The organism is Shimia sp. MIT1388 (assembly GCF_047124445.1).
Taxonomy (GTDB): domain Bacteria; phylum Pseudomonadota; class Alphaproteobacteria; order Rhodobacterales; family Rhodobacteraceae; genus Shimia.
In genome coordinates this window covers 1,649,012-1,669,437 of the sequence record NZ_CP138921.1, presented here as the reverse complement: position 1 = coordinate 1,669,437, position 20,426 = coordinate 1,649,012, and the positions used below count along the sequence as shown (strand labels likewise).

The window sequence follows — 20,426 nt, the reverse complement described above, 5'->3', positions numbered from 1 at the left end:
CGTCTGGCGTGGGCCTGAGGGGCAGTTTACTTACCTGACAATAATAGTCAATAAATCGAAGAGACAAAGAATGACCCACCCGCTCCCGCGCCTGAAGCTGTTGACCACAACAGCGCTGTGTGCGCCTTTCCTCGCACTGCCGGCCTATGCCCAGGACCTGGCAGAAGATTACGAACTTGATGAAATCCGGATTGAGGCTGATGACGCGCAAACTGTGCTGGGCAACCACACAATTTCGCAGGAAGATATTGAGCAGCGCAATCCCGCGACTATCAGTGATGTGTTTGATGGCGAGTCCGCGGTGAACGCCAGCGGTGGTGCCGCCATTGCAAAGAAGGTTTACGTCAACGGTATCGAAGAAACGCTGTTGAACGTGACCATTGATGGCGCGCGTCAGAACAAATCTGCGTTCCACCACACGGGCAATGTATTGATCGATCCTGGCCTACTGAAGGCGGTTGAGGTTACCTCGGGCCTTGCCCCTGCAGATGGTGGTCCCGGTGGCTTGGGCGGTTCGATCGCCTACACCACAAAGGATGCGTCGGACATGCTGGATGAAGGGGACACCTTTGGAGGTCGCCTGACTTTGGGCGGCGGAAGCAACGGGTTTGGTTTGCGCTCGACCTTGTCGCTTTACGGCCAGTCCGGCGGTTTTGACTATGTCCTGCACGGCGCACGTCACAAAGGCGAAGACTACAAAGATGGTGACGGTGCCACTGTGCAAGGGACACAGGCGGATCTGACCGATTATGTGGCCAAGTTTTCCTATACCTCTGACGAAGGTCACCGCGTGGCGTTCTCTGCGTCTGACACGCGTGACACAGGCGACCGTGCGGCGCAATTGGGGCCGGGGCCGTTTGTGTTTATTCGCCCTGATTTCAGCGGGTTGAACACCGGGCCAAACATGATTGTCGACGCTTTGGCGCGGCGGACGTCTTACTCTTTGACCTACACCAAAGAGGACGCGCAGGGTTGGTTCGACCCATTTTTCCAGATTGCCTATAACGAACAGGAAATTGAAGCAGGCGATGGCTGGGGCGAAAACACCAGCCTGAGCGGGACGTTTAAGAACACCTTTCAGCTCAACAATGGCACTGTTTCCGCCGGTTTGGACTTCTTTGACGAAAAAGCAGAAGGCCGCACAGCAAGTTCGGTGGCGCCTTTGGCCTTTGGTGGCACGGAGAAAAACCGGAACATCGGTGTGTTTGCCCAGGTCCGTCAGGACCTCTCGAGCCGCGCATCCGTCTCCTACGGCGCGCGTTTTGATTTTCAGAACTTCACCGGTGCAGATGGATCGAAGTTTGATGACAGCGGTCTGAGCGCCAATGCGGCCATTGACTATGTTCTGACTGATTTCTGGACAGTGAATGCAGGGATTGCGTCGACCTTTGGCGGTTTCGAGCTTGGTGAGGCAACAATCATCAACTTCTTTGCACCGTGGGACTACACCGGTTTGGACACCTCTCGCAGCAACAGTGCGCGTCTTGGGCTCCGGTTTGACAACGGGCCGTGGGTTGCAAATGGGGCGCTGTTCTATACTGAGATCAACGACTATGTGTCCGGCTTCCCGCCACGCGGCGGCACACGTGCGACGGGCTCCGATATCACAACACGCGGTTTTGATGGATCGTTGGCGTATAACTGGGGCGAAGGGTTTGCCCGTCTGAACTATACCTACGCCGACGTCGAGGAGGATGGCGCAACCATCGGATCTACGGCGTATTATCGCGGCCGTCCAATGGGGCACATTGTGGCGCTCGAGAGTGCCTGGCAGCCAGGTGGCGGATGGACCCTTGGTGGTACTGCGGAAATTGCCCCTGAGTACAAGGACGCCAATATGGATTCTTACTCGGTTTGGAATGCCTATGCCGAGTATGTGCCACCAAACATGGATAACCTGCGCGTCCGCCTCGACCTGCGTAACCTGTTTGATGAAACCTATGTGGCGCGGGCCAGCGACTCGGCCGGCGATACCTCTGGGCGTCCCATCCCGATGAACGAACCGGGGCGCACCATTGCCTTGACCGCGACGTTGACTTTCTAAGCCACTTTGGCGCCCCGTCCTCCCTCGGGGTAGGGCGCCAGAATTCAGCCTCTTGCCAGTACCTGATTCTTTTTGTATGAAATTTGCATTGCAACTTTGGGGATAGTTATGCGTAGCGTGCAGAACGACTCCAGAGACAGAGAAGACCGCGTCCGGATGAGCCTTGCTGATCTGGTGGGGGAGATTCCCTGGCCGGACACCTGGTGCTCTGAAAGCTTCATTGACCGGATTGCTCAGACCCAACACCCACAGCGACACAGCTAAGGCGCACCAGAAGACTACAATGACATCCAAAGAAAAAATGGGAGGCTCCGACGCCTCTATTGCAGGCGTGGAAGGCGGCACCCCGGTTTACTCCGCCGAGGACCTCACAGCAGGCGGCAACCTGGCTCAGATCCGTCTTTCCGAAGCAGTCTATACCCTGCGGATTACCCGCCAAGGTAAGCTGATTTTGACCAAGTAGACCTCACCTGATTGGTCACAAGATTTTTCGAAACACCTATGAAAAAGGCCCCTTGCGGGGCCTTTTATTTGTTTGGAGCCTCGGCCTCAGAACTTTGCAGTCAGGAAAACACTCGCGTTACGGCCAGCGCCGGGAATTTGGTCCACAGCCTGGTAAGAGCGATCAAAGATGTTGCCAACTTCAAAGCTCATGCTCAGATTTTCGGTCAGGTCTACGGTGCCACGCAGGTTCAACGTGCCGTAGCCACTATAGCGTGTTCCGTCGGTTTCGGTGTTGCCGCTTTCGCCGCGCACGAAGATGTCCCATGTGCCGGAGGTGGATTGCAGCCCCCAGTCCCCGCGCAGACCAATGTCACCCGACCAGGTCGGCGTGCCGGTGTTCTTGGTGGAGGTGCCGTCAGAGTATTCAAAGGTGCGGTTGACGTTTGACAGGTTCACATAAGGGCGTACGCCGCCCCACCAGCCAGGATCAAACTCTGCCGCCACTTCAAAGCCCCAGGTTTGCGCGGCGTTCACATTTTCATAGCGTGATTGTCTTGGGATACCGGTGGCCATCGATGCGATGTAGTCTTTGGAATCCGTGTAAAACAGCGCCGTGTCCAGCACGAGGTTGCCGTTGTCGATCCGCGCGCCGATCTCATAGTTGATGGAAGTTTCCGGTTTCAGATTTGGGTTGCCGATCACCGTGCCGCCCGCGCCAACCGACGTCAGGAACAACTGGCTCAGCGAGGGATAGTTGTAGCCTTGCGAGATGTTGGCCCGCAGCACGGAGGTCTCGTTCAACTGATGCACCAAGCCAAGCGAGCCAAGCAGGCGGCTGTCTGAGTTGGATTGGGTGGGTTGGGCCACGCCATTGACCAAGTATCGGTTCAGCTTGCTGTCAACGTTGTAGTAGCGCAGGCCAAAGGTTGCGGCGGTCGCGCTGCCCAGCTCTGCTTCATGCTGTGCAAAAACCGAAGCGGTTTTGATGGTGGCATCGGAGTAGCGAGTGGTGACCGAAGGCGGGCCGCCGAAACTGCTGGTCGACACTTTGTCCGAAATCAGGTTGTCGTCTTCGTATTCAAAGCCCACCACGGTGCGGTGACCCGGGGCAAATTCGAAGTTGGCGGTTGCTTTGAAGCCGGAGGTGTTTTGGTCGTCGTCGGATGTCGAGTTGCTGAACATGCCAGGGCCAAAAACGCCGTTGCTTTCAAACGCGCGGTCAACGGTTTGCGTGTACGCGTCTAGTTTCAGGAGCGACATCCAGGGCGTTAGGTCTTCCCCTTCATAAAAGGCGCTGTATTTCCGAAGATCGCGTTTTGGGAGGTCAATGCTGAATGTCGGCGTACCAGTATAGACATCGGCGGACAGGTCGTAATCCTGGGCGCGCACGCCGAAGTAGTGATTGCCGGCGCGGTAGCCTGCAAAGGCGTGGATGTCACGGTCTTCGCTGCCTGAGGGGACAAGCTCCCCGTCTGCGGATTCGCGGTTGTCCAGATCGGATTTGGAATAGGACAGGCGGTAGTCGAAATTGCCAACGGTGCCAGCAAGGCTGGTGTTTGCACGATAGCCTTTGTTGGCGCCCAAATATCCTGCGGAGACAGTCGCTTCGACGGGTTTGTCCGCGCCGCGTTTGGTGATGATGTTGACCACACCGCCAATGGCTGCGTTGCCCGAGGTGACAGAGGATGGGCCGCGCACAACTTCGATGCGTTCGATCTCGGTTGGCGAAATCAGGATTGGCGTGCCGTAGTTGGTGTGGTCGGTGATTTTCTGACCGTCGATCATGATGGCGACGCGTTGGGCGCTTTCGCCTCGGATCTTGATGCGTTCGATGCCGGATTCTGTCACCCGAATGCCAGGCACGCCTTTGAGCAAATTGGCCACCGAGCTTGGGGGAATGCTCTTGATTTGCTCTTCGTCGACGACGGTTACCGATGACGGGCTGTTCATGACGTCGGTGGGAAGCCCGCTCCCGGTGATGGTGATGGCGTCCAGGGCATAGTCCGTTTCGACTTGGGCAAGGGCGGGGCTGGCAAACACCGCGCCCAACAGGGCGGCGGAGGCCGTCGATAAACAGCTCACACTATATTTCACAGGCATATTCCTTCCTTCCGGAGCGCAAGGCCCCATAGCAAACCGCGAGTGGCCCTTTGGGGGCCTGCGGTGTGTTTATTCCTGGCTGGAAGCTGGGTGGTTGCTCGCAAATAGACGTCAGAACGCGTCCGTGTTTCGAGTCGGAAGCGGCCTAAATGATCCGAAGGGCAAATACTATATTAATTTTGTCAGAAAAGTTGCGGCGGGTCTTGCAGTGCGACTTTTTTGCACTTAGTGCAGGAGGCACACATCAGCAGAGCATAGCCATTGCTGCCGATTCCCTCGGTCATAGCCACTGCCTCTTCCAAGCACATCGGAGGACGCATATGGTACGATCAACATCTCTTTCAGTTACGGAAATTCGGCAGGCCCGTCTGGACAATCCCAAAATGCGGGAACGCGAACTGGCAGATAAATTGGGTATTTCCGAGGCGCAGCTGCTTGCCGCACATTTGGGGCAGGGGGTGACGCGGGTCACTCCGGATATGGACGCTCTTATGCCTGCCGTCATGCGATTGGGCGAAGTGATGGCGCTTACTCGCAACGAGAGCTGTGTGATCGAAAAGACCGGCGTTTATGCCGACTACCGTGGTGGTCCACATGCGGCGTTGGTGGTGAATGACGAGATTGACCTGCGCATGTTCCCCGGGCATTGGAAGTACGCTTTTGCGGTTGTGAAGCCTTTGGAGGGTGGCGGCAAGCGTCGCTCGCTGCAGGTGTTTGATGCTGCAGGGGATGCGGTGCACAAGGTGTTCTTGAAGGACAGCTCTGTGCATTCGGAGTGGACAAGCGTGGTCGCGGAGTTGAGGCTTCCGGAGCAGTCCGGCGATCTTCCTATCCTTCCCCGGCAGAAGACAGAAGCCGCGGTTGGTGATCCTGCAAAAGCAGAGCGGCTGCGTGACGAATGGGACAAGATCACCGACACGCACCAGTTCCTGCAGATGGTAAAAAAGCTCAAGATGAATCGGCTGGGGGCCTACCGTGTGGCCGGCGCGCCATATGTGCGTCCTTTGCAGACATCCGCCGTTTCAGTCTTGCTTGAAAAGGCCCGCGATTTGGCGCTGCCAATCATGGTGTTTGTTGGCAATCGCGGGTGTATCGAAATTCACACCGGGCCAATTGAGACAGTGAAGCCGATGGGGCCTTGGATCAACGTGTTGGACCCGCGGTTCAATCTGCACCTGCGCAATGATCATATCGCCGAAGTCTGGCAGGCGACCAAAGCCACCCGCCGTGGAGACGCTGTTTCTGTGGAGGCGTTTGACGCCGAGGGCGGTCTGATTTTGCAGGTCTTTGGTGTTTTGGCTGAGCCTGAAGCCGCCGCAAAATGGAATGATCTGGTGGCGGCTTTGCCAAGCCTGAAAGAGGAGGCTGTGGCATGACCAAACTGTCTCCATTGAGCAAGTTGCAAGCGAGCATGGGCGTCGCACTGCTGGCGCTCTTTATGGTTGTGCTCGCAAGGGGGGCTGTTGCGGAGACCGTGCCTTCCCGAATTGTGTCTGTTGGGGGATCTGTGACGGAGATTGTGTATGCGCTGGGCCAAGAGCATCGGCTGGTTGCGCGGGATACAACCTCAAATTTCCCAGCGGAGGCGCGCCAGCTTCCGGACGTGGGCTATGTGCGCCGACTGTCGCCGGAAGGTCTGCTGTCGGTTGCGCCGGACATGATCCTGGCAGAAGAGGGGGCAGGTCCGCCGGAAACCTTTGATGTGCTGGCCAATACCGGGTTGCCGATTGTGACCATTCCGATGGGGTTTGACCTTCCTGCCGTTCAAAGCAAAATTCGTGCCGTTGCGGATGCGCTGGGTGTTGCGGATGCTGGTGAAGACTTGGCGGCTCAGGTGACGGCTGATGTCGAGGAGGCCACGCAGCTCGCCGGTTTACGCGATCAGAAAGTGCTGTTTGTTCTGTCGATGCAAGGTGGTCGGATCATGGCTGCGGGAGGGAATACCGCGGCGCAGGGCATCTTGACGTTGTCTGGCGCACAGAACGCGATTGCAGGCTTTGATGGGTATAAGCTGGTGTCTGACGAGGCGGTGTTGACCGCCGCGCCGGACGTGATTTTGATGATGCAATCGCACCGGCCCGGCGCTGTGACCGCTGCGGATGTGTTGGCGCATCCCGCCATTGCAGCAACACCTGCCGGACGGGCGCAGGCCGTGTTGCAAATGGACGGGATGTTGCTTCTTGGTTTCTCCGTGCGGACCGGGCAAGCGGTGTCCGAGCTGGCCGCTGGTTTGGCCGCTGCGGGCAGTTGATCCATGGTTGCTGCGACAACAGATTGTGCGCCGCGCCACAATGGGGATCGCACCTCGGCGGCACGTAAAATCACGGCAGCGTTATGCGCGCTGCTGATGTGCGTGTCGATTGCCGGGCTGGCTGTCGGGGCTGCTGACACCTCTCTTTGGTCCGGCCTATTGGCATGGGCGCAAGGGGAAGATCTAACGCTTCGTGATGAAATTGTCCTGCTGCATATTCGGTTGCCGCGATTGTTGACCGGACTTGTGGTTGGTGCTGCTTTGGCCGCATCTGGTGCGCTGCTGCAGGGGCTTTTTCGCAATCCGCTGGCGGACCCGGGCATCATCGGTGTGAGTGCTGGTGCGAGTTTTGGGGCGGTCTGCGCTATTGTGCTTGGGGCCGCCTTGCCATTTGCAAGCCTTCTTGGAGCCGCTCTCCTGCCGATGTTTGCTTTTGCAGGGGCATGGGGCGCGACCCTTTTGTTGTATGGCATCGCCACGCGTCACGGGCGCACGTCGGTTGCCACCATGCTGTTGGCGGGGATCGCGTTGTCAGCCCTGACCATGGCGTTCACTGGCGTGCTTATTTACATCGCGGATGATGCGCAGATGCGGGATTTCACTTTCTGGAATATGGGATCTCTTTCCGGTGCCAACTGGAGCAAGCTTGCGATAGCTGCGCCGGTTGTTTTGCTCGCTTTGGGGACGGCTCAATTCTTGGCAAAAGGCCTGAACGCCATGGCGCTGGGTGAGGCTGCCGCACGTCACATGGGGGTGCCCGTCCAATTGGTCAAACGGTTGACCATCCTATGTGTGGCCGCCGCGACCGGCGTGTCTGTGGCGATCAGCGGAGGCATTGGTTTTGTGGGCATCGTGGTGCCCCATGTGCTGCGGCTTGTGTCCGGGCCGGATCACAAGCATCTCTTGGTGAATTCCGCGCTTTTGGGGGCCTGTGTGCTTGTGGCGGCGGATGTTGTGGCGCGGGTGGTTATTGCACCGGCGGAGCTGCCTATTGGCATTATCACGGCCATCATTGGCGGGCCGTTCTTTCTGTGGATATTGCTGCGCCAACAGGGCGTGGTCGACCTGTGAGGCTGTAGGCGATGGCGTTGATTGCCCAAAACATCGGGGTTCACGTTGGAAAGAAAGCTCTGCTGCGGGACGTGACGTTTGAGGCGCAGCCAGGCGCGGTGACGGCCATTGTTGGGCCTTCAGGGGCCGGTAAGTCCACGCTGCTGTCAGCGGTGTCCGGGGATGTGTCCTACAGCGGCCGTGTGAGTTTGAACGGGCAGGATATCCAATCCATGCGGACCGCAGACTTGGCGCAACACCGGGCGGTTCTGGCACAGGCCACACCTTTGGCGTTCCCGTTCACCGTGCTTGAGATTGTGCGGCTTGGGTTGCAAAGGCAAACGGAGCCACACATTGCGGTGCGCGCCTTGCAAAAGGTCGGGATGGCGGGATTTGAAGGGCAGTATTACCAGTCTCTGTCAGGCGGTGAGCAGCAGCGGGTCCAGTTGGCGCGCGTATTGTGTCAGGTTTGGCAGCCGGTTGAGGATGGGGTGCCGCGCTGGTTGTTTCTGGATGAGCCTGTGTCCAGCCTCGATATTGGGCAGCAATTGCGCGTGATGCAGACGGCCCGGGACTTTGCCGATCAGGGGGGCGGTGTTGTGGTTGTGATGCATGATCTCAACTTGACTGCGATGTTCGCGGATCAGGTGGCCTTGATTGTCGATGGCGCTTTGGTTGTTCAGGACTGCGTTTCAAAAGCGCTGACAGCGGAGCGTCTTGCGGATGCCTATGGATGTGATCTGAAAGTCAATGAAGCTCCGGTGTCGGGGTTCTTCACGTTGCCTCAATTGGCGCGCGTTTCCTGATTTGAAAGCTTTTGCGGTGGATTGCACTTCCGCAGAATGCAGACCGGAGAGGTAGCTTTGCCCGTTGTCTCGGATGGTCGCCTTGGATGAGGTCGTGGAAACCGACAAGGCTCCAGCGTGCATGTCTGAGCGCAATTGCGCATGGTCGAAATGCGCCGCTGCTTTGTGTCGGGGGCGATGTCTGCGGGTCGATTGGAGGAAAAGCGGGCGTGCTTGGTGACGTAGCGAGGGAGCCTGAACTGGGCGGTTTGATGCTTGATGGCAGGTGCGTTTTAACGCTGAGCTCTTAGGTGTTGCATAACAAACCTCTTGACTCAAAGCGTTCAGTGTTTTCAAAAATGTCCAACATTTTGAGTTTTGGACAGCACAATGATCCTCCGGCGCGACACCAAGGAAGACGACACTGTCATCGCAATGCTTGCGGCTGCGTTGCGCCGTGACATTTCCTTTGGGGCTTTGTTGCCGGATCAAAAGCTGAAACTGCAAAGCCTGCGGGCGCGTTATGGCGGGTCTAACCATTCGATGCGCGAGACGCTGCGGCTGCTCACGGCGGAGGGCTTGGTGGAGGCCACCTCGCAACGTGGGTTCCGCGTGGCCTCTGCCACAGAAGATGATGTGCGCGACATTTTGATGGTGCGTACGGAGATCGAGAAACTGGCTCTGGGGCTGGCTTTGGAACACGGCGACGTGGCCTGGGAAGGCCGTGTGATCGCCGCACATCACGCGCTGCGCAAAGCCGAAACGCGAGTTGCCGAGACCACCGATGACTTGACCGCCATGGAGTGGGACGAAGCCTGCCGTGCGTTTTCCTATGCCCTGATTGACGCCTGCGGCAGTCCGCGCCTGATCGATCTGCAACGCAAGCTTTACAACCAAAGCCGACGTTTCCGTCTGGCGTTGTTGCGCGAACGCCGGCTCGATTTTGACGGCCGCTGTGCGCGGCAACAGACGCTTGTGGATGCGGTTCTGGCCCGCGACAGCAACGCTGCGCTTGCGGCTTTGGAAGACGACATCAAATCGGAATTACATCCGGACATTTAGCACAGATCATTGGGAGGATATCGTGATCAAACTTTCGCGCCGTAAGGCATTGGCCCTGATGGGCGGCACCGTGGCAGCCAGCGGCCTGGCCGCGCCAGCTCTGGCCATGAACAAGAAAATCAAAGTGGGCGCGCTGCGCTTTACATCCCACTCCGGCAACTTCGTGGCCTTTGAGCGCGGCTATTTTGCCGAGGCAGGGCTGGACGTGGAGTTTGAGTTCTTCCAGGCGGCGCAGCCTATGGCCGTGGCGATTGCTAGCGGAGACATCGATTACGCCGTGACCGCAATTTCCGGCGGCCTCATCAGCCTCGCAGACAAAGGTGCGATCAAGGTTATTGGCGGCGCGCTACAGGAAGAAGCGGGCATTGATGGTCAGAAATACCTGATCTCCGACGCGTCTTATCAGGCTGGCATCCAAAGTCTGAAAGATCTGAACGGCAAGAAATACGCCATCACCCAGGCCGGCTCGTCCTTCCACTACATGGGCGCCAAGATGGCCGCTGCCGAAGGCATCGAGCTGAGCTACACGCCGCTGCAAAAAGTCGGCGCGATCATCGGTGCGATGAAATCCGGCCAAGTCGATGGTTGGTCGATTGTACCCCATATCGCTAAGCCGCTTGCCAAAGCGGGTGCCTGGCACATCGTTGGCAACGTTGCGGACTACATTCCGGACTACCAGGTCACTACGGTCTTCACCTCCGCCAACAACGCCGCCAATGAGCGCGGCCAGACCGAGAGTTTCCTCGCCGGTTTCTCCAAAGGTGTGGATGACTATGCGGCTGCGATGATCGATGGCACCGCCGATCAGGACGAAATGGTCGATCTGATCCACAAGTATGTCTACACGGACCGCGAACGCGCCAAGGCCGCAGGCTCCATCATCAATGGCACCATGCGCATCAGCTCCGGCGCGGCATTGAACCTGGCTTCCGTTCAGGATCAGCTGAGCTGGTTCCAATCAGAGGGTCTGGTGGGCAAAGACATCACGCTCGACACCCTCGTGGACAGCTCCTACGTGAAAACCATCGGCGGCTAAAACCGCTCTATGGTGGGGCGGTCCAAACTGCCCCGCCGCAGACTATTTGAGGCAGACAATGGACATCAGGCTTGAGGGCATTGGCCATTCCTACGATGATTTTGAGGTGATGCGTGACATCACTCTCGACATCCCTAACCAACAGATCATCTGTATAGTTGGCCCGTCGGGATGCGGGAAATCTACGCTGCTGCGGTTCATTGGCGGGTTGGAACGCCCGCAGCGCGGCCAGGTGCTCCAAGTTGGCGATGCGCCCAAAGACTGCCTCAACCCGCTGACCTATATTTTTCAGGATTTTGCCCTGCTGCCGTGGCGCACCGTCAAGGGCAACATCTCGCTTGTGCTGGAAGATCACGGCATTCGCGGCGCAGCGGCGCGTGAGATCATTGACGATGTGCTTGCCCGTACCAAGTTGACCGATTTTGCCAAAGCTCTGCCCAAACAACTGTCTGGCGGCATGAAACAACGGGTCGCCATTGCCCGCGCCTTGGCTGTGAAGCCGGCGGTGATGTTGATGGATGAGCCTTTGTCCGCACTAGATAGCCAGACACGGGAACTGCTGATGGATGATCTGGTGAACCTCTGGTCGCGCCAACCGTTTACGGCGGTCTATGTCACCCACAATCTGGCCGAAGCCGTGCGTCTGGGACACAAGGTGGTTGTCCTGTCCCGTCGCCCGGGACAAATCCGGGAGATCGTCGAGATCGACAAGCCCTTGTCCGAGCGCGCCTTTGGCGATGCCGATCTGGACGCTTATCAAAAACGGCTATGGAATCTGATGCGTGACGAAGCCCGTGCGGCAGACGAGGAGCTTCTGCATGTCTGACACCTCCAAACGCACAGTTGCGTTCCGCGGCGGCGGATTTGCCCCCAAACCACAGGCCTGGATTGGTGTGATGGTGTTTGTTGTCCTCATTCTGGTGGCAGAATGGGGCACCCGCGCAGGCTGGATCTCTGCACTGACCCTGCCTAAGCCGTCCGACGTTTTGGAAACCTTCCGCCAGCTCTATTCCAGCGGATTGCTGTTTCAGCACCTCGGCCCATCTTTGGCCCGTCTCGCCGTGGGCGCCACTCTCGGGGTCAGCATTGGCATCTCGGTTGGCGTCTTGATCGGGCTGTTTTCCTACATCCGCTCCGGTCTTGTGCCGGTGATCGCGGCCATTTTCCCGATCCCGAAAATCGCGCTGCTGCCGCTGTTTGTCATCTGGTTTGGCATTGGCGAAGGCTCCAAATACGCGCTCATCGCCTTTGGCACCTTCACCCCAACAGTCGTGGCCACCTATGGCGCGGTCGACAACGTGGACCGCACGCTGATCCGCATGGGGCAGAGTTTTGGCCTGTCGTGGTGGTCGATTGTGCGCAAGATCATTTTGCCCGGCGCTTTGCCCGGCATCCTGTCAGGCCTGCGCATCAGCCTGTCGATTGCGATTATCCTGCTGGTCGCCGCCGAAATGCTCGGCGCGCAATATGGCATCGGCGCCTACATCCTGGAAGCCGGCTCGCTTTACGATCTGGAGCGCTTGTTTGCCGGAGTGGTGATCCTGTCGTTGCTCGGCGTGGTGGTCAGCGCAGTCATCAGCTTCATTGAACGGCGCATGTTGGGGTGGCGATCGTAGGGGCCTGTCAGGCGTTCAAGTTCCGGGGCGGTCGTATGGCGAAGGAATAAATCGGGTTTATTCTTTTCAAGCACAGATTAAAGTGGGCATCCCATGCCATGAGGATGCGCCTGCATGAAAACCGCTTTTCGGGATGTGAAAGAAGAGATCCGGCGCCGGATTGTCAAAGGCGTCTGGAGTGCCGGCGATCTGTTGCCCAATGAGGTGGATCTGGCTGCAGAGTTTGACTGTGCGCGGGCTACGGTCAATCGGGCGATGCGGGAATTGGCGGAAGAGGGCCTGGTGGAGCGCAAGCGAAAAGCCGGGACCCGTGTTTTGGCCTCGCCAGTGCGGCAGGCGCGGTTCAACATTCCTATCGTGCGTAAGGAGATTGAGGGGCGCGGTGCGATGTATCGTTACGCCTTGGTCAAACGCGACATTGTAAAAACGCCAGATTGGCTTCGGGCACGGTTGGGCTTGGACGCTGGCGGAGAGGTGCTGCACTTGACGTGTATGCATTATGGTGACAGCAACCCCTATCAGTTTGAAGACCGCTGGATCAATCTGGCGGCATTGCCACAGGCGGCAGGGGCGGATTTTGGCACCATTGGACCCAACGAATGGCTGATTTCCGAGGTGCCGTACTCCGATGCGGAGATCAGCTTTTCTGCTTTGACAGCGGAAGCGGAGATGGCAAAACACTTGGGCTGTGCCGAGGGGGATCCGCTGTTTCTGGCGGAGCGCTCAACCTGGTTTGAGACCCGCGCGATCACCTATGTGCGTTTGGTGTTCCATCGCGGGTATCGCATGACAACACGGTATTGACGTCAAAGGCCGTCACGCAGCGGCTTGACTGCTTTGCGGTAAGCCTTTGTAATCTCGTCACGATGGATGTGGCGACCCTGTTGAACCATGTGGCGCCCAGCAGACCAGACATCCGCGATCATAGTGTTGTCGCCAGCAAAAACAAAGCTGTCGAGTTGAGTGTCGCCTTGTAGCTCCGCAAGGTCGAAATGGCTTGTGTCCAAGGCCAGCAAGTCGGCCCAGGCGCCAACCTCCAGCCTGCCGGAACCCCGCCCGGCGGCCTGCCCGCCGCCGGCGGAGATGGCGTCTAACAGGCGGCGGCCGGTAGAATGCTCGGTTGTGGCCAGCGCGGCGCGGCTGTGGTCCCGTAGGCGTTGGCTGGTGTCGAGTTGACGCAACTCTTCGGCCAGCGAAATACGGATATTGCTGTCTGAGCCGATCGAGATGCGGCCATCAGCGTCCATCCAGCGCACGGCGTCAAAGATGCCGTCACCCAAGGAAGCTTCGGTCAGAGGGCAGAGCCCCGCGACTGCGCCAGTCTTGGCAAGGGCTTCGGTTTCGTGCGGAAGCATTTGAGTCAGATGGATCAGGCACCAGCGGCTATCTATTGGCAGATTTTCCAGTGCCCATTCAACAGGTCGAGCGTGCCAGTTGGCCAAAACTTCCTCAACTTCAGGGAGTTGCTCGGCGAGGTGCAAGTGCACCGGGCCGTCTGGCACCAAGTCCGCAGCCCCGCGCAAAACGTTTTGTCCAACAGCGCGCAGCGAGTGGGGGGCAACCCCCAGAACAGAATCCGCAGGCAAGGTTTCGAGTGCTTCGCGGGCTTCTCCCACAAGGCGTGCAAACTGCTCGGCATCATTGCCAAAACGAATTTGGCCTGGGCCCAGAGGACGTTGGTCGCAACCGCCAAACTGGTAATGCACCGGCAATAGGGTCAGGCCGATCCCACTGATCTCTGCGGCTGCAGCGATGCGTTCGGCCATTTCTCCCAAATTGTCGTAAGGCATGCCGCCGGGTTGGTGGTGCAGGTAGTGAAATTCTACATTGGTGGCAAAGCCTGCCTCCAGCATTTCCATTTGCACCAAGGCGGCGATTGCCTCCACCTGGTCCGGGGTGAGGGCGTCCAAAAATCGGAACATCAATTGGCGCCAGGTCCAGAAACTGTCGGTGACATTGGTCCCGCGGCTTTCAGTCAGGCCTGCCATGGCCCGCTGAAAGGCGTGGCTGTGGCTGTTGGCCGGGGCTGGCAAGAGCGTGCCCACCTTATGGCCGTCAGGGCGTTGATTGGTCTGTATGTCCGCGATCCGTCCATCCGTGCCAATTTCCAAGCGGACATCTTTAGCCCATCCTTCGGCGGTCAGTGCCTGTTCAGCCCAAATGATTTTCATGACGAATCCCCGCTTGACGGATTATTATGTGCAGACATAATGCAAATTAATCTGACATCGGCAAGGGATTCGTCGACATGCTGCTGACAAACGCCAGAGTGGCCACCATGACTGGAGCGATGCCTTATGGGCTTCTTGAGGATGGTGCGATTGCGCTGGAGGGTAATCGGATCGCCTGGGCGGGCGCTTTGTCTGACTTGCCAGAGCGATATTCGAAGTTGACCAAGCATGACCTTGGGGGGCGTCTGGTGACGCCGGCGCTGATTGATTGTCACACACATATAGTTGCGGGCGGCAATCGGGCACGTGAGTTTGAGATGCGGCTTCAGGGTGCAAGTTATGAAGAGATCGCGCGGGCAGGGGGCGGGATTGTCTCGACCGTGCAAGCCACACGGGCGGCGTCTGAGGATGAGCTTTTGGCGGATGCTTTGACCAAGGTTGACGCGTTGATTGCTGAAGGCACAACGCTGATTGAGGTGAAATCCGGCTACGGCTTGGACTTGGACACGGAACTAAAGATGTTGCGTGTGGCGCGTCGGATTGAGGCCGTGCGCCCGGTCCGGGTCGTGACCACGTTTCTTGGGGCACATGCCGTGCCGCCAGAGTTTGCAGGACAAGACGACGTCTACATCGACACAGTGTGCCTTCCGGCATTGCGGGCAGCGCATGAAGCAGGTCTGGTGGATGCGGTTGACGGATTCTGCGAGGGGATTGCCTTTCAGCCAGCGCAGATAGCACGCGTATTTGATGTGGCGCGTGACCTGGGGCTGCCGGTGAAGTTGCACGCGGAGCAACTGTCCAATCTTGGCGGGGCCAAATTGGCCGCCAGCTATGGCGCGTTGAGCGCGGATCACATTGAGTATCTTGACGAAGATGGTGTTGCGGCGATGGCGACGGCAGGCACCACAGCGGTGATCCTGCCGGGGGCGTTTTATACGTTGCGGGAAACGCAGGTGCCGCCAATTGAGGCATTGCGCAAACACGGTGTGCCTATGGCGCTGGCAACGGATGCCAACCCTGGCTCCTCACCGCTGACCTCGCTTTTGTTGACCATGAACATGGGCTGTACGCTTTTCCGCATGACGCCTGAGGAAGCTTTGGCCGGGGTCACCCGCAATGCTGCGCTGACGCTTGGCGCTACGGATTGCGGCACAATCGAAGAGAACAAACGGGCCGATTTGGCCGTGTGGGATGTCAGCCACCCGGCTGAGCTTGCTTATCGCATTGGGTTCAACCCGTTGCATCAACGTTTCTTTGGAGGTCGCGCATGAGCGTGTTGGAACTCACCCCCGGCGCGGTGACGCTCGCGCAGCTGGCGGATGTCTATTGGAATGAGCGTGCTGTGGCGCTCGATCCGGTGTGCAAGCCTGCGGTGGAAGATGCAGCAAAGCGCATTGATGCCGCAGCGGCTGGGGATGTTGCGGTTTATGGCGTGAACACCGGGTTTGGCAAATTGGCCAGCCTGAAGATTGCGCCGGAAGACACGGCCACGTTGCAGCGCAATCTGATCCTGAGCCATTGCTGTGGTGTTGGCGAGGCCGTGCCGCGACGCATGGCGCGGTTGATGATGACGCTTAAGCTTCTGAGTTTTGGCCGGGGCGCCAGCGGTGTGCGCTGGGACTATGTCAAACTGCTGCAAGGCATGTTGTCCAAAGGGGTCACGCCGGTGATCCCGGCGCAGGGCTCTGTGGGGGCGTCGGGTGATCTGGCGCCGTTGTCCCACATGACTGCGGTGGTGATTGGCGAAGGCGAAGCGGAGTTCGCTGGGGAAATCTTGCCCGGCGCCGAGGCGTTGTCGAAAGCCGGGCTCGCGCCCATTCAGCTTGGCCCCAAAGAAGGTTTGGCCTTTATCAACGGCACGCAGTTTTCCACGGCTTTTGCGCTGGCCGGGCTGTTTGAGGCTTGGCAGTCGGCGCAAAATGCGCTGGTGATTTCCGCCATGTCGACCGACGCGATCATGGGGTCGACGGCGCCGTTGCAGCCGGAAATCCATCAGTTGCGTGGTCAACGGGGGCAGATTGAAACGGCGGCGGCCATGCGGGCCATCTTGGCTGGCAGCGAAATCCGCGAAAGCCACCGGGATGACGACAGCCGTGTGCAGGACCCGTATTGTATTCGCTGCCAGCCGCAGGTGACGGGCGCGGCGATGGATGTGATCCGACAAGCTGCCACGACGCTGGAGATTGAGGCGAACGCAGCCACCGACAACCCGTTGGTGCTGACTGAGGCGGGATTGATTGTGTCCGGCGGCAATTTTCATGCGGAGCCTGTTGGGTTCGCAGGGGATATGATTGCCTTGGCGGTGTCCGAGATTGGCGCCATTGCGCAGCGGCGCATCGCTCTGATGGTGGACCCAACCCTGAGCCATGACCTGCCACCGTTTTTGACGCCGGAGCCGGGTTTGAATTCTGGTCTGATGATCGCGGAGGTCACCACCGCCGCACTGATGAGTGAAAACAAACATTTGGCCAATCCTTGTGTGACGGATTCAACGCCGACCTCTGCCAACCAGGAAGACCATGTGTCGATGGCGGCCCATGGTGCGCGGCGGTTGATCCAGATGGTCACCAACTTGAACCGTATTTTGGGGGTGGAGCTGCTCTGTGCTGCGCAGGGCATTGAGTTCCGCGCGCCTTTGGTGACGTCCGAGCCGTTGCAATCGGTCCTGCAGCGCTTGCGACAGGACGTGGCGACGCTTGGTGCGGATCGCTATATGGCGCCGGATTTGGAGGCAGCGGCCGCGTTGGTTGCAGCTGGTGCGCTGACCGAGGCTTGCGGCACAAGTCTGCCGGAGTTGAGCGCATGAACATCGTTGATGTGATCCACGGCGACAGCCCGATCATTCTTGGCCAACCGCACGGTGGCACCTTTGTGCCAGACGATATATTTGCGCGGCTCAATGCCAATGGGCAGGCGTTGGCGGACACGGATTGGCATATCACGCAGCTTTACGACGGGCTTCTGCCAGGTGCGACGGTGGTGGCATCAAACATCCACCGCTATGTGATCGACGCCAACCGTGACCCCGCCGGCGTTTCCCTCTATCCGGGGCAGAACACCACAACGCTGGTGCCGCTCACAGACTTTGACGGCCAAGCGATTTGGCGTGACGGGCAAGCGCCTTCTGAGGACGAGATCGTAAGCCGCCGTGATGCGTTTCACGCGCCTTACCATGCTGCACTGGCGGAAGAGATTGCCCGTGTGAAGGCGCACCATGGCGTGGCAATTTTGTATGATTGCCACTCGATCCGCTCCAACATTCCCTTTCTTTTTGAGGGGCAGCTGCCAGCGTTTTCTGTGGGCACCAACTCTGGCGCAACCTGTGACAATAGGATTGAGACTGTGGTGCGCAAAATCGCCTCTGCGGCTGACGGCTTTGACGCGGTTTGCAACGGTCGTTTCAAAGGTGGCTGGACCACACGCCACTATGGCCAGCCGCGTCGCAATGAACATGCCATTCAAATGGAGCTGGCACAGCGCACTTATATGCGCGAAGCGGCGCCCTGGACCTACCTGCCGGAGCGTGCGGCGGCACTGCGGCCCCATCTCAAAACCATTCTTCAGACCCTCAATGAACTCGCCTTGTCTGGCGTGCTGACTCGATAAGGAGACTTGCCATGACCGATCCACGCAAGAACACCCGTGACGTTTTCCCGCCAACTGGTGCCGAGCTGAATGCTAAGAGTTGGATGACCGAAGCGCCGTTGCGGATGATGATGAACAATCTGCATCCAGATGTGGCTGAGAATCCGCATGAACTGGTGGTGTATGGCGGTATTGGGCGCGCGGCGCGCACGTGGAAAGACTTTGACCTGATCGTTGACACGCTCAAAGACCTTGAGGGTGACGAGACCCTCATTGTGCAATCTGGCAAGCCTGTTGCGGTGGTCAGAACCCATGCCGATGCGCCGCGTGTGTTGATTGCCAACTCTAATTTGGTGCCGCACTGGGCCAATTGGGATCACTTCAATGAACTCGATAAAAAGGGCCTGATGATGTACGGTCAGATGACCGCCGGGTCGTGGATTTACATTGGCACGCAAGGCATTGTGCAGGGCACCTATGAGACCTTTGCCGAAGCTGGACGTCAGCATTACGGTGGTGATTTGACCGGCAAATGGGTTCTGACCGGCGGCCTTGGCGGCATGGGCGGTGCACAGCCTTTGGCGGCGGTGATGGCCGGGGCCTGCTGTCTGGCGGTGGAATGTGACGAGACCCGTGCCGACTTCCGTCTGCGCACGCGCTATGTCGATGAGAAGACCGATAGTCTTGATGACGCGCTGGCGATGATCGACCGTTGGACCAAGGCAGGTGAGGCAAAATCTGTGGCGCTGATTGGCAACGCGGCTGACATTTTCCCGGAAATCCACAAACGAGGCATTCGGCCTGATATCGTGACCGACCAGACCTCGGCGCATGATCCGGTCAACGGGTATCTGCCACAAGGCTGGACCGTGGCAGAATGGCGCGCCAAAGCGGAAACCGCGCCAAAAGAGGTGGAAAAGGCCGCACGCGCAAGTATGAAGGTGCAGGTTGAAGCGATGGTGGCTTTCCACGAGGATGGCGTCCCGACGGTCGACTACGGCAACAACATCCGTCAGATGGCGTTGGAAGAAGGCCTGGAGAATGCCTTTGCTTTCCCCGGGTTTGTGCCGGCCTATATCCGTCCTCTGTTCTGTAAAGGGGTTGGTCCGTTCCGATGGGCCGCATTGTCCGGTGATCCGGAAGATATCTACAAAACCGACGCGGCGATGAAGAAGCTGTTCCCGGAGAATACGCATCTGCACAATTGGCTCGACATGGCGCGGGATCGGATTGCATTTCAGGGCCTGCCGGCGCGGATTTGCTGGATTGGGCTGGGGGATCGCCACCGCGCTGGGCTGATGTTTAACGAGATGGTTGCGTCGGGCGAGCTGAAGGCGCCGGTGGTGATTGGTCGGGACCATTTGGATAGCGGGTCGGTGGCCTCGCCAAATCGCGAAACTGAGGCGATGAAAGATGGGTCTGATGCGGTGTCTGACTGGCCATTGCTGAATGCACTGATCAACACGGCTTCCGGGGCGACCTGGGTGAGCCTGCATCACGGTGGTGGCGTTGGCATGGGGTTCAGTCAGCATTCTGGCGTGGTGATTTGCGCAGATGGCACGCCTGAGGCTGCGAAACGGCTAGAGCGCGTTTTGTGGAATGATCCGGCGTCCGGTGTCTGGCGACACGCGGATGCGGGCTATGAGAGCGCGGCAGAGTGTGCGCGGGAGCATGGGCTGCGTTTGCCAGGGATCTTGGGTGTGTAATTGGCACGGAGCTGGCAATTTTGATTATGGGATAAGGGGAGCACAGAGGGTGGCCTGTGCAGCCCCTGTCGCCAAAATTGGAACCACAATTCAAATTTCCTATCGGGATATCAAGGATCTGGTGTAGGTTGGGCGTATTACACTTGTGAAGGATGCGCGGCATGACTCCAGAACAGATCGCTTTGGTACAGGGCAGTTTTCAGCAGGTGACCCCGATGGCGGCCCGCATTGCAGATCTGTTTTACGGGCGGCTGTTTGAGCTGGCGCCGGAGGTGCGGCCACTTTTTCCGGACGATCTGGCGGAGCAGAAGAAGAAGCTGATGCAGATGCTGGGGCTGGCGGTGACCGGATTGAACAGTCCGGAGACGCTGCTGCCAGCTGTCGTGGGTCTTGGCGAGCGGCACAGCGGCTATGAGGTGGCACCAGAGCACTACGCCTATGTTGGCGAAGCTTTGATCTGGGCCTTGGCCCAAGGTCTGGGGGATGACTTTTCCTCGGACGTGCAATCCGCCTGGACGGCTGCTTATGGCACGCTGGCTGACGTGATGATCGGGGCGAGTTCCAGCGGGACTTAGA

The 20,426-nt window shown here is 58.5% G+C and carries 18 protein-coding genes; 16 read left to right on the top strand and 2 right to left on the bottom strand.

Annotated elements, in window-relative coordinates; all coding sequences use genetic code 11:
• Positions 1-70 precede the first annotated feature (70 nt).
• Both SIB92_RS08175 and hemP read left to right on the top strand, forming a co-directional pair.
• Positions 71-2,044: a TonB-dependent receptor domain-containing protein gene (locus SIB92_RS08175; RefSeq protein ID WP_412555326.1), complete on the top strand. Its 1,974-nt coding sequence runs from the start codon at positions 71-73 to the stop codon at positions 2,042-2,044.
• Positions 2,045-2,345: 301 nt separating this feature from the next.
• The gene (gene hemP / locus SIB92_RS08170) at positions 2,346-2,507 is read left to right on the top strand and encodes a hemin uptake protein HemP (RefSeq protein ID WP_412555816.1); all 162 of its coding nucleotides are present in this window, start codon (positions 2,346-2,348) and stop codon (positions 2,505-2,507) included.
• Between the two features lie 86 nt (positions 2,508-2,593).
• On the opposite strand, the gene SIB92_RS08165 is transcribed toward hemP, so the two are convergent.
• A complete protein-coding gene (locus SIB92_RS08165; protein WP_412555325.1) occupies positions 2,594-4,588 on the bottom strand; it encodes a TonB-dependent receptor in 1,995 nt (664 codons plus the stop codon).
• A gap of 320 nt (positions 4,589-4,908) precedes the next feature.
• Here SIB92_RS08165 and SIB92_RS08160 point away from each other — a divergent pair, with 320 nt between their 5' ends.
• From SIB92_RS08160 to SIB92_RS08120, 9 genes are all read left to right on the top strand, one after another.
• Complete coding sequence (locus SIB92_RS08160; protein ID WP_412555324.1) at positions 4,909-5,964, top strand: hemin-degrading factor; 1,056 nt, start codon at positions 4,909-4,911, stop codon at positions 5,962-5,964.
• A complete protein-coding gene (locus SIB92_RS08155) occupies positions 5,961-6,839 on the top strand; it encodes a heme/hemin ABC transporter substrate-binding protein (RefSeq protein ID WP_412555323.1) in 879 nt (292 codons plus the stop codon). Before SIB92_RS08160 ends, SIB92_RS08155 begins: the two co-directional genes overlap by 4 nt.
• Positions 6,840-6,842: 3 nt before the next feature.
• Positions 6,843-7,910, top strand: a complete 1,068-nt coding sequence (locus tag SIB92_RS08150) for a FecCD family ABC transporter permease (RefSeq protein WP_412555322.1) — start codon at positions 6,843-6,845, stop codon at positions 7,908-7,910.
• 11 nt (positions 7,911-7,921) lie between these two features.
• Complete coding sequence (locus tag SIB92_RS08145) at positions 7,922-8,695, top strand: heme ABC transporter ATP-binding protein (protein WP_412555321.1); 774 nt, start codon at positions 7,922-7,924, stop codon at positions 8,693-8,695.
• A 369-nt stretch (positions 8,696-9,064) separates the two neighbouring features.
• Complete coding sequence (locus tag SIB92_RS08140) at positions 9,065-9,736, top strand: FCD domain-containing protein (RefSeq protein WP_412555320.1); 672 nt, start codon at positions 9,065-9,067, stop codon at positions 9,734-9,736.
• A 22-nt stretch (positions 9,737-9,758) separates the two neighbouring features.
• Positions 9,759-10,772 (top strand): ABC transporter substrate-binding protein, encoded by a 1,014-nt coding sequence (locus SIB92_RS08135; protein ID WP_412555319.1) that lies wholly within the window; start codon positions 9,759-9,761, stop codon positions 10,770-10,772.
• 58 nt (positions 10,773-10,830) lie between these two features.
• Positions 10,831-11,598, top strand: coding sequence for an ABC transporter ATP-binding protein (locus tag SIB92_RS08130; RefSeq protein WP_412555318.1), 768 nt, complete (start codon positions 10,831-10,833; stop codon positions 11,596-11,598).
• A complete protein-coding gene (locus SIB92_RS08125; RefSeq protein WP_294118667.1) occupies positions 11,591-12,388 on the top strand; it encodes an ABC transporter permease in 798 nt (265 codons plus the stop codon). Before SIB92_RS08130 ends, SIB92_RS08125 begins: the two co-directional genes overlap by 8 nt.
• A 114-nt stretch (positions 12,389-12,502) precedes the next feature.
• Complete coding sequence (locus SIB92_RS08120) at positions 12,503-13,192, top strand: GntR family transcriptional regulator (protein ID WP_412555317.1); 690 nt, start codon at positions 12,503-12,505, stop codon at positions 13,190-13,192.
• 2 nt (positions 13,193-13,194) lie between these two features.
• Here the strand turns inward: SIB92_RS08120 and SIB92_RS08115 are convergent, their stop codons facing one another.
• Positions 13,195-14,559, bottom strand: a complete 1,365-nt coding sequence (locus tag SIB92_RS08115) for a formimidoylglutamate deiminase (protein ID WP_412555316.1) — start codon at positions 14,557-14,559, stop codon at positions 13,195-13,197.
• A gap of 77 nt (positions 14,560-14,636) precedes the next feature.
• Here SIB92_RS08115 and hutI point away from each other — a divergent pair, with 77 nt between their 5' ends.
• The 5 genes from hutI (at position 14,637) to SIB92_RS08090 (ending at position 20,425) form a co-directional block, all read left to right on the top strand.
• Entirely contained in the window at positions 14,637-15,830 is a 1,194-nt protein-coding gene (gene hutI, locus SIB92_RS08110) for an imidazolonepropionase (protein WP_412555315.1), read from the top strand.
• Positions 15,827-17,365, top strand: coding sequence for a histidine ammonia-lyase (gene hutH, locus SIB92_RS08105; RefSeq protein WP_412555314.1), 1,539 nt, complete (start codon positions 15,827-15,829; stop codon positions 17,363-17,365). The genes hutI and hutH overlap by 4 nt, the downstream gene beginning before the upstream one ends.
• The gene (gene hutG / locus SIB92_RS08100) at positions 17,362-18,165 is read left to right on the top strand and encodes an N-formylglutamate deformylase (RefSeq protein WP_412555313.1); all 804 of its coding nucleotides are present in this window, start codon (positions 17,362-17,364) and stop codon (positions 18,163-18,165) included. Before hutH ends, hutG begins: the two co-directional genes overlap by 4 nt.
• An 11-nt stretch (positions 18,166-18,176) precedes the next feature.
• Entirely contained in the window at positions 18,177-19,850 is a 1,674-nt protein-coding gene (gene hutU, locus SIB92_RS08095; RefSeq protein WP_412555312.1) for a urocanate hydratase, read from the top strand.
• Positions 19,851-20,011: 161 nt separating this feature from the next.
• A complete protein-coding gene (locus SIB92_RS08090) occupies positions 20,012-20,425 on the top strand; it encodes a globin family protein (RefSeq protein WP_412555311.1) in 414 nt (137 codons plus the stop codon).
• The last annotated feature ends 1 nt before the right edge of the window (position 20,426 follow it).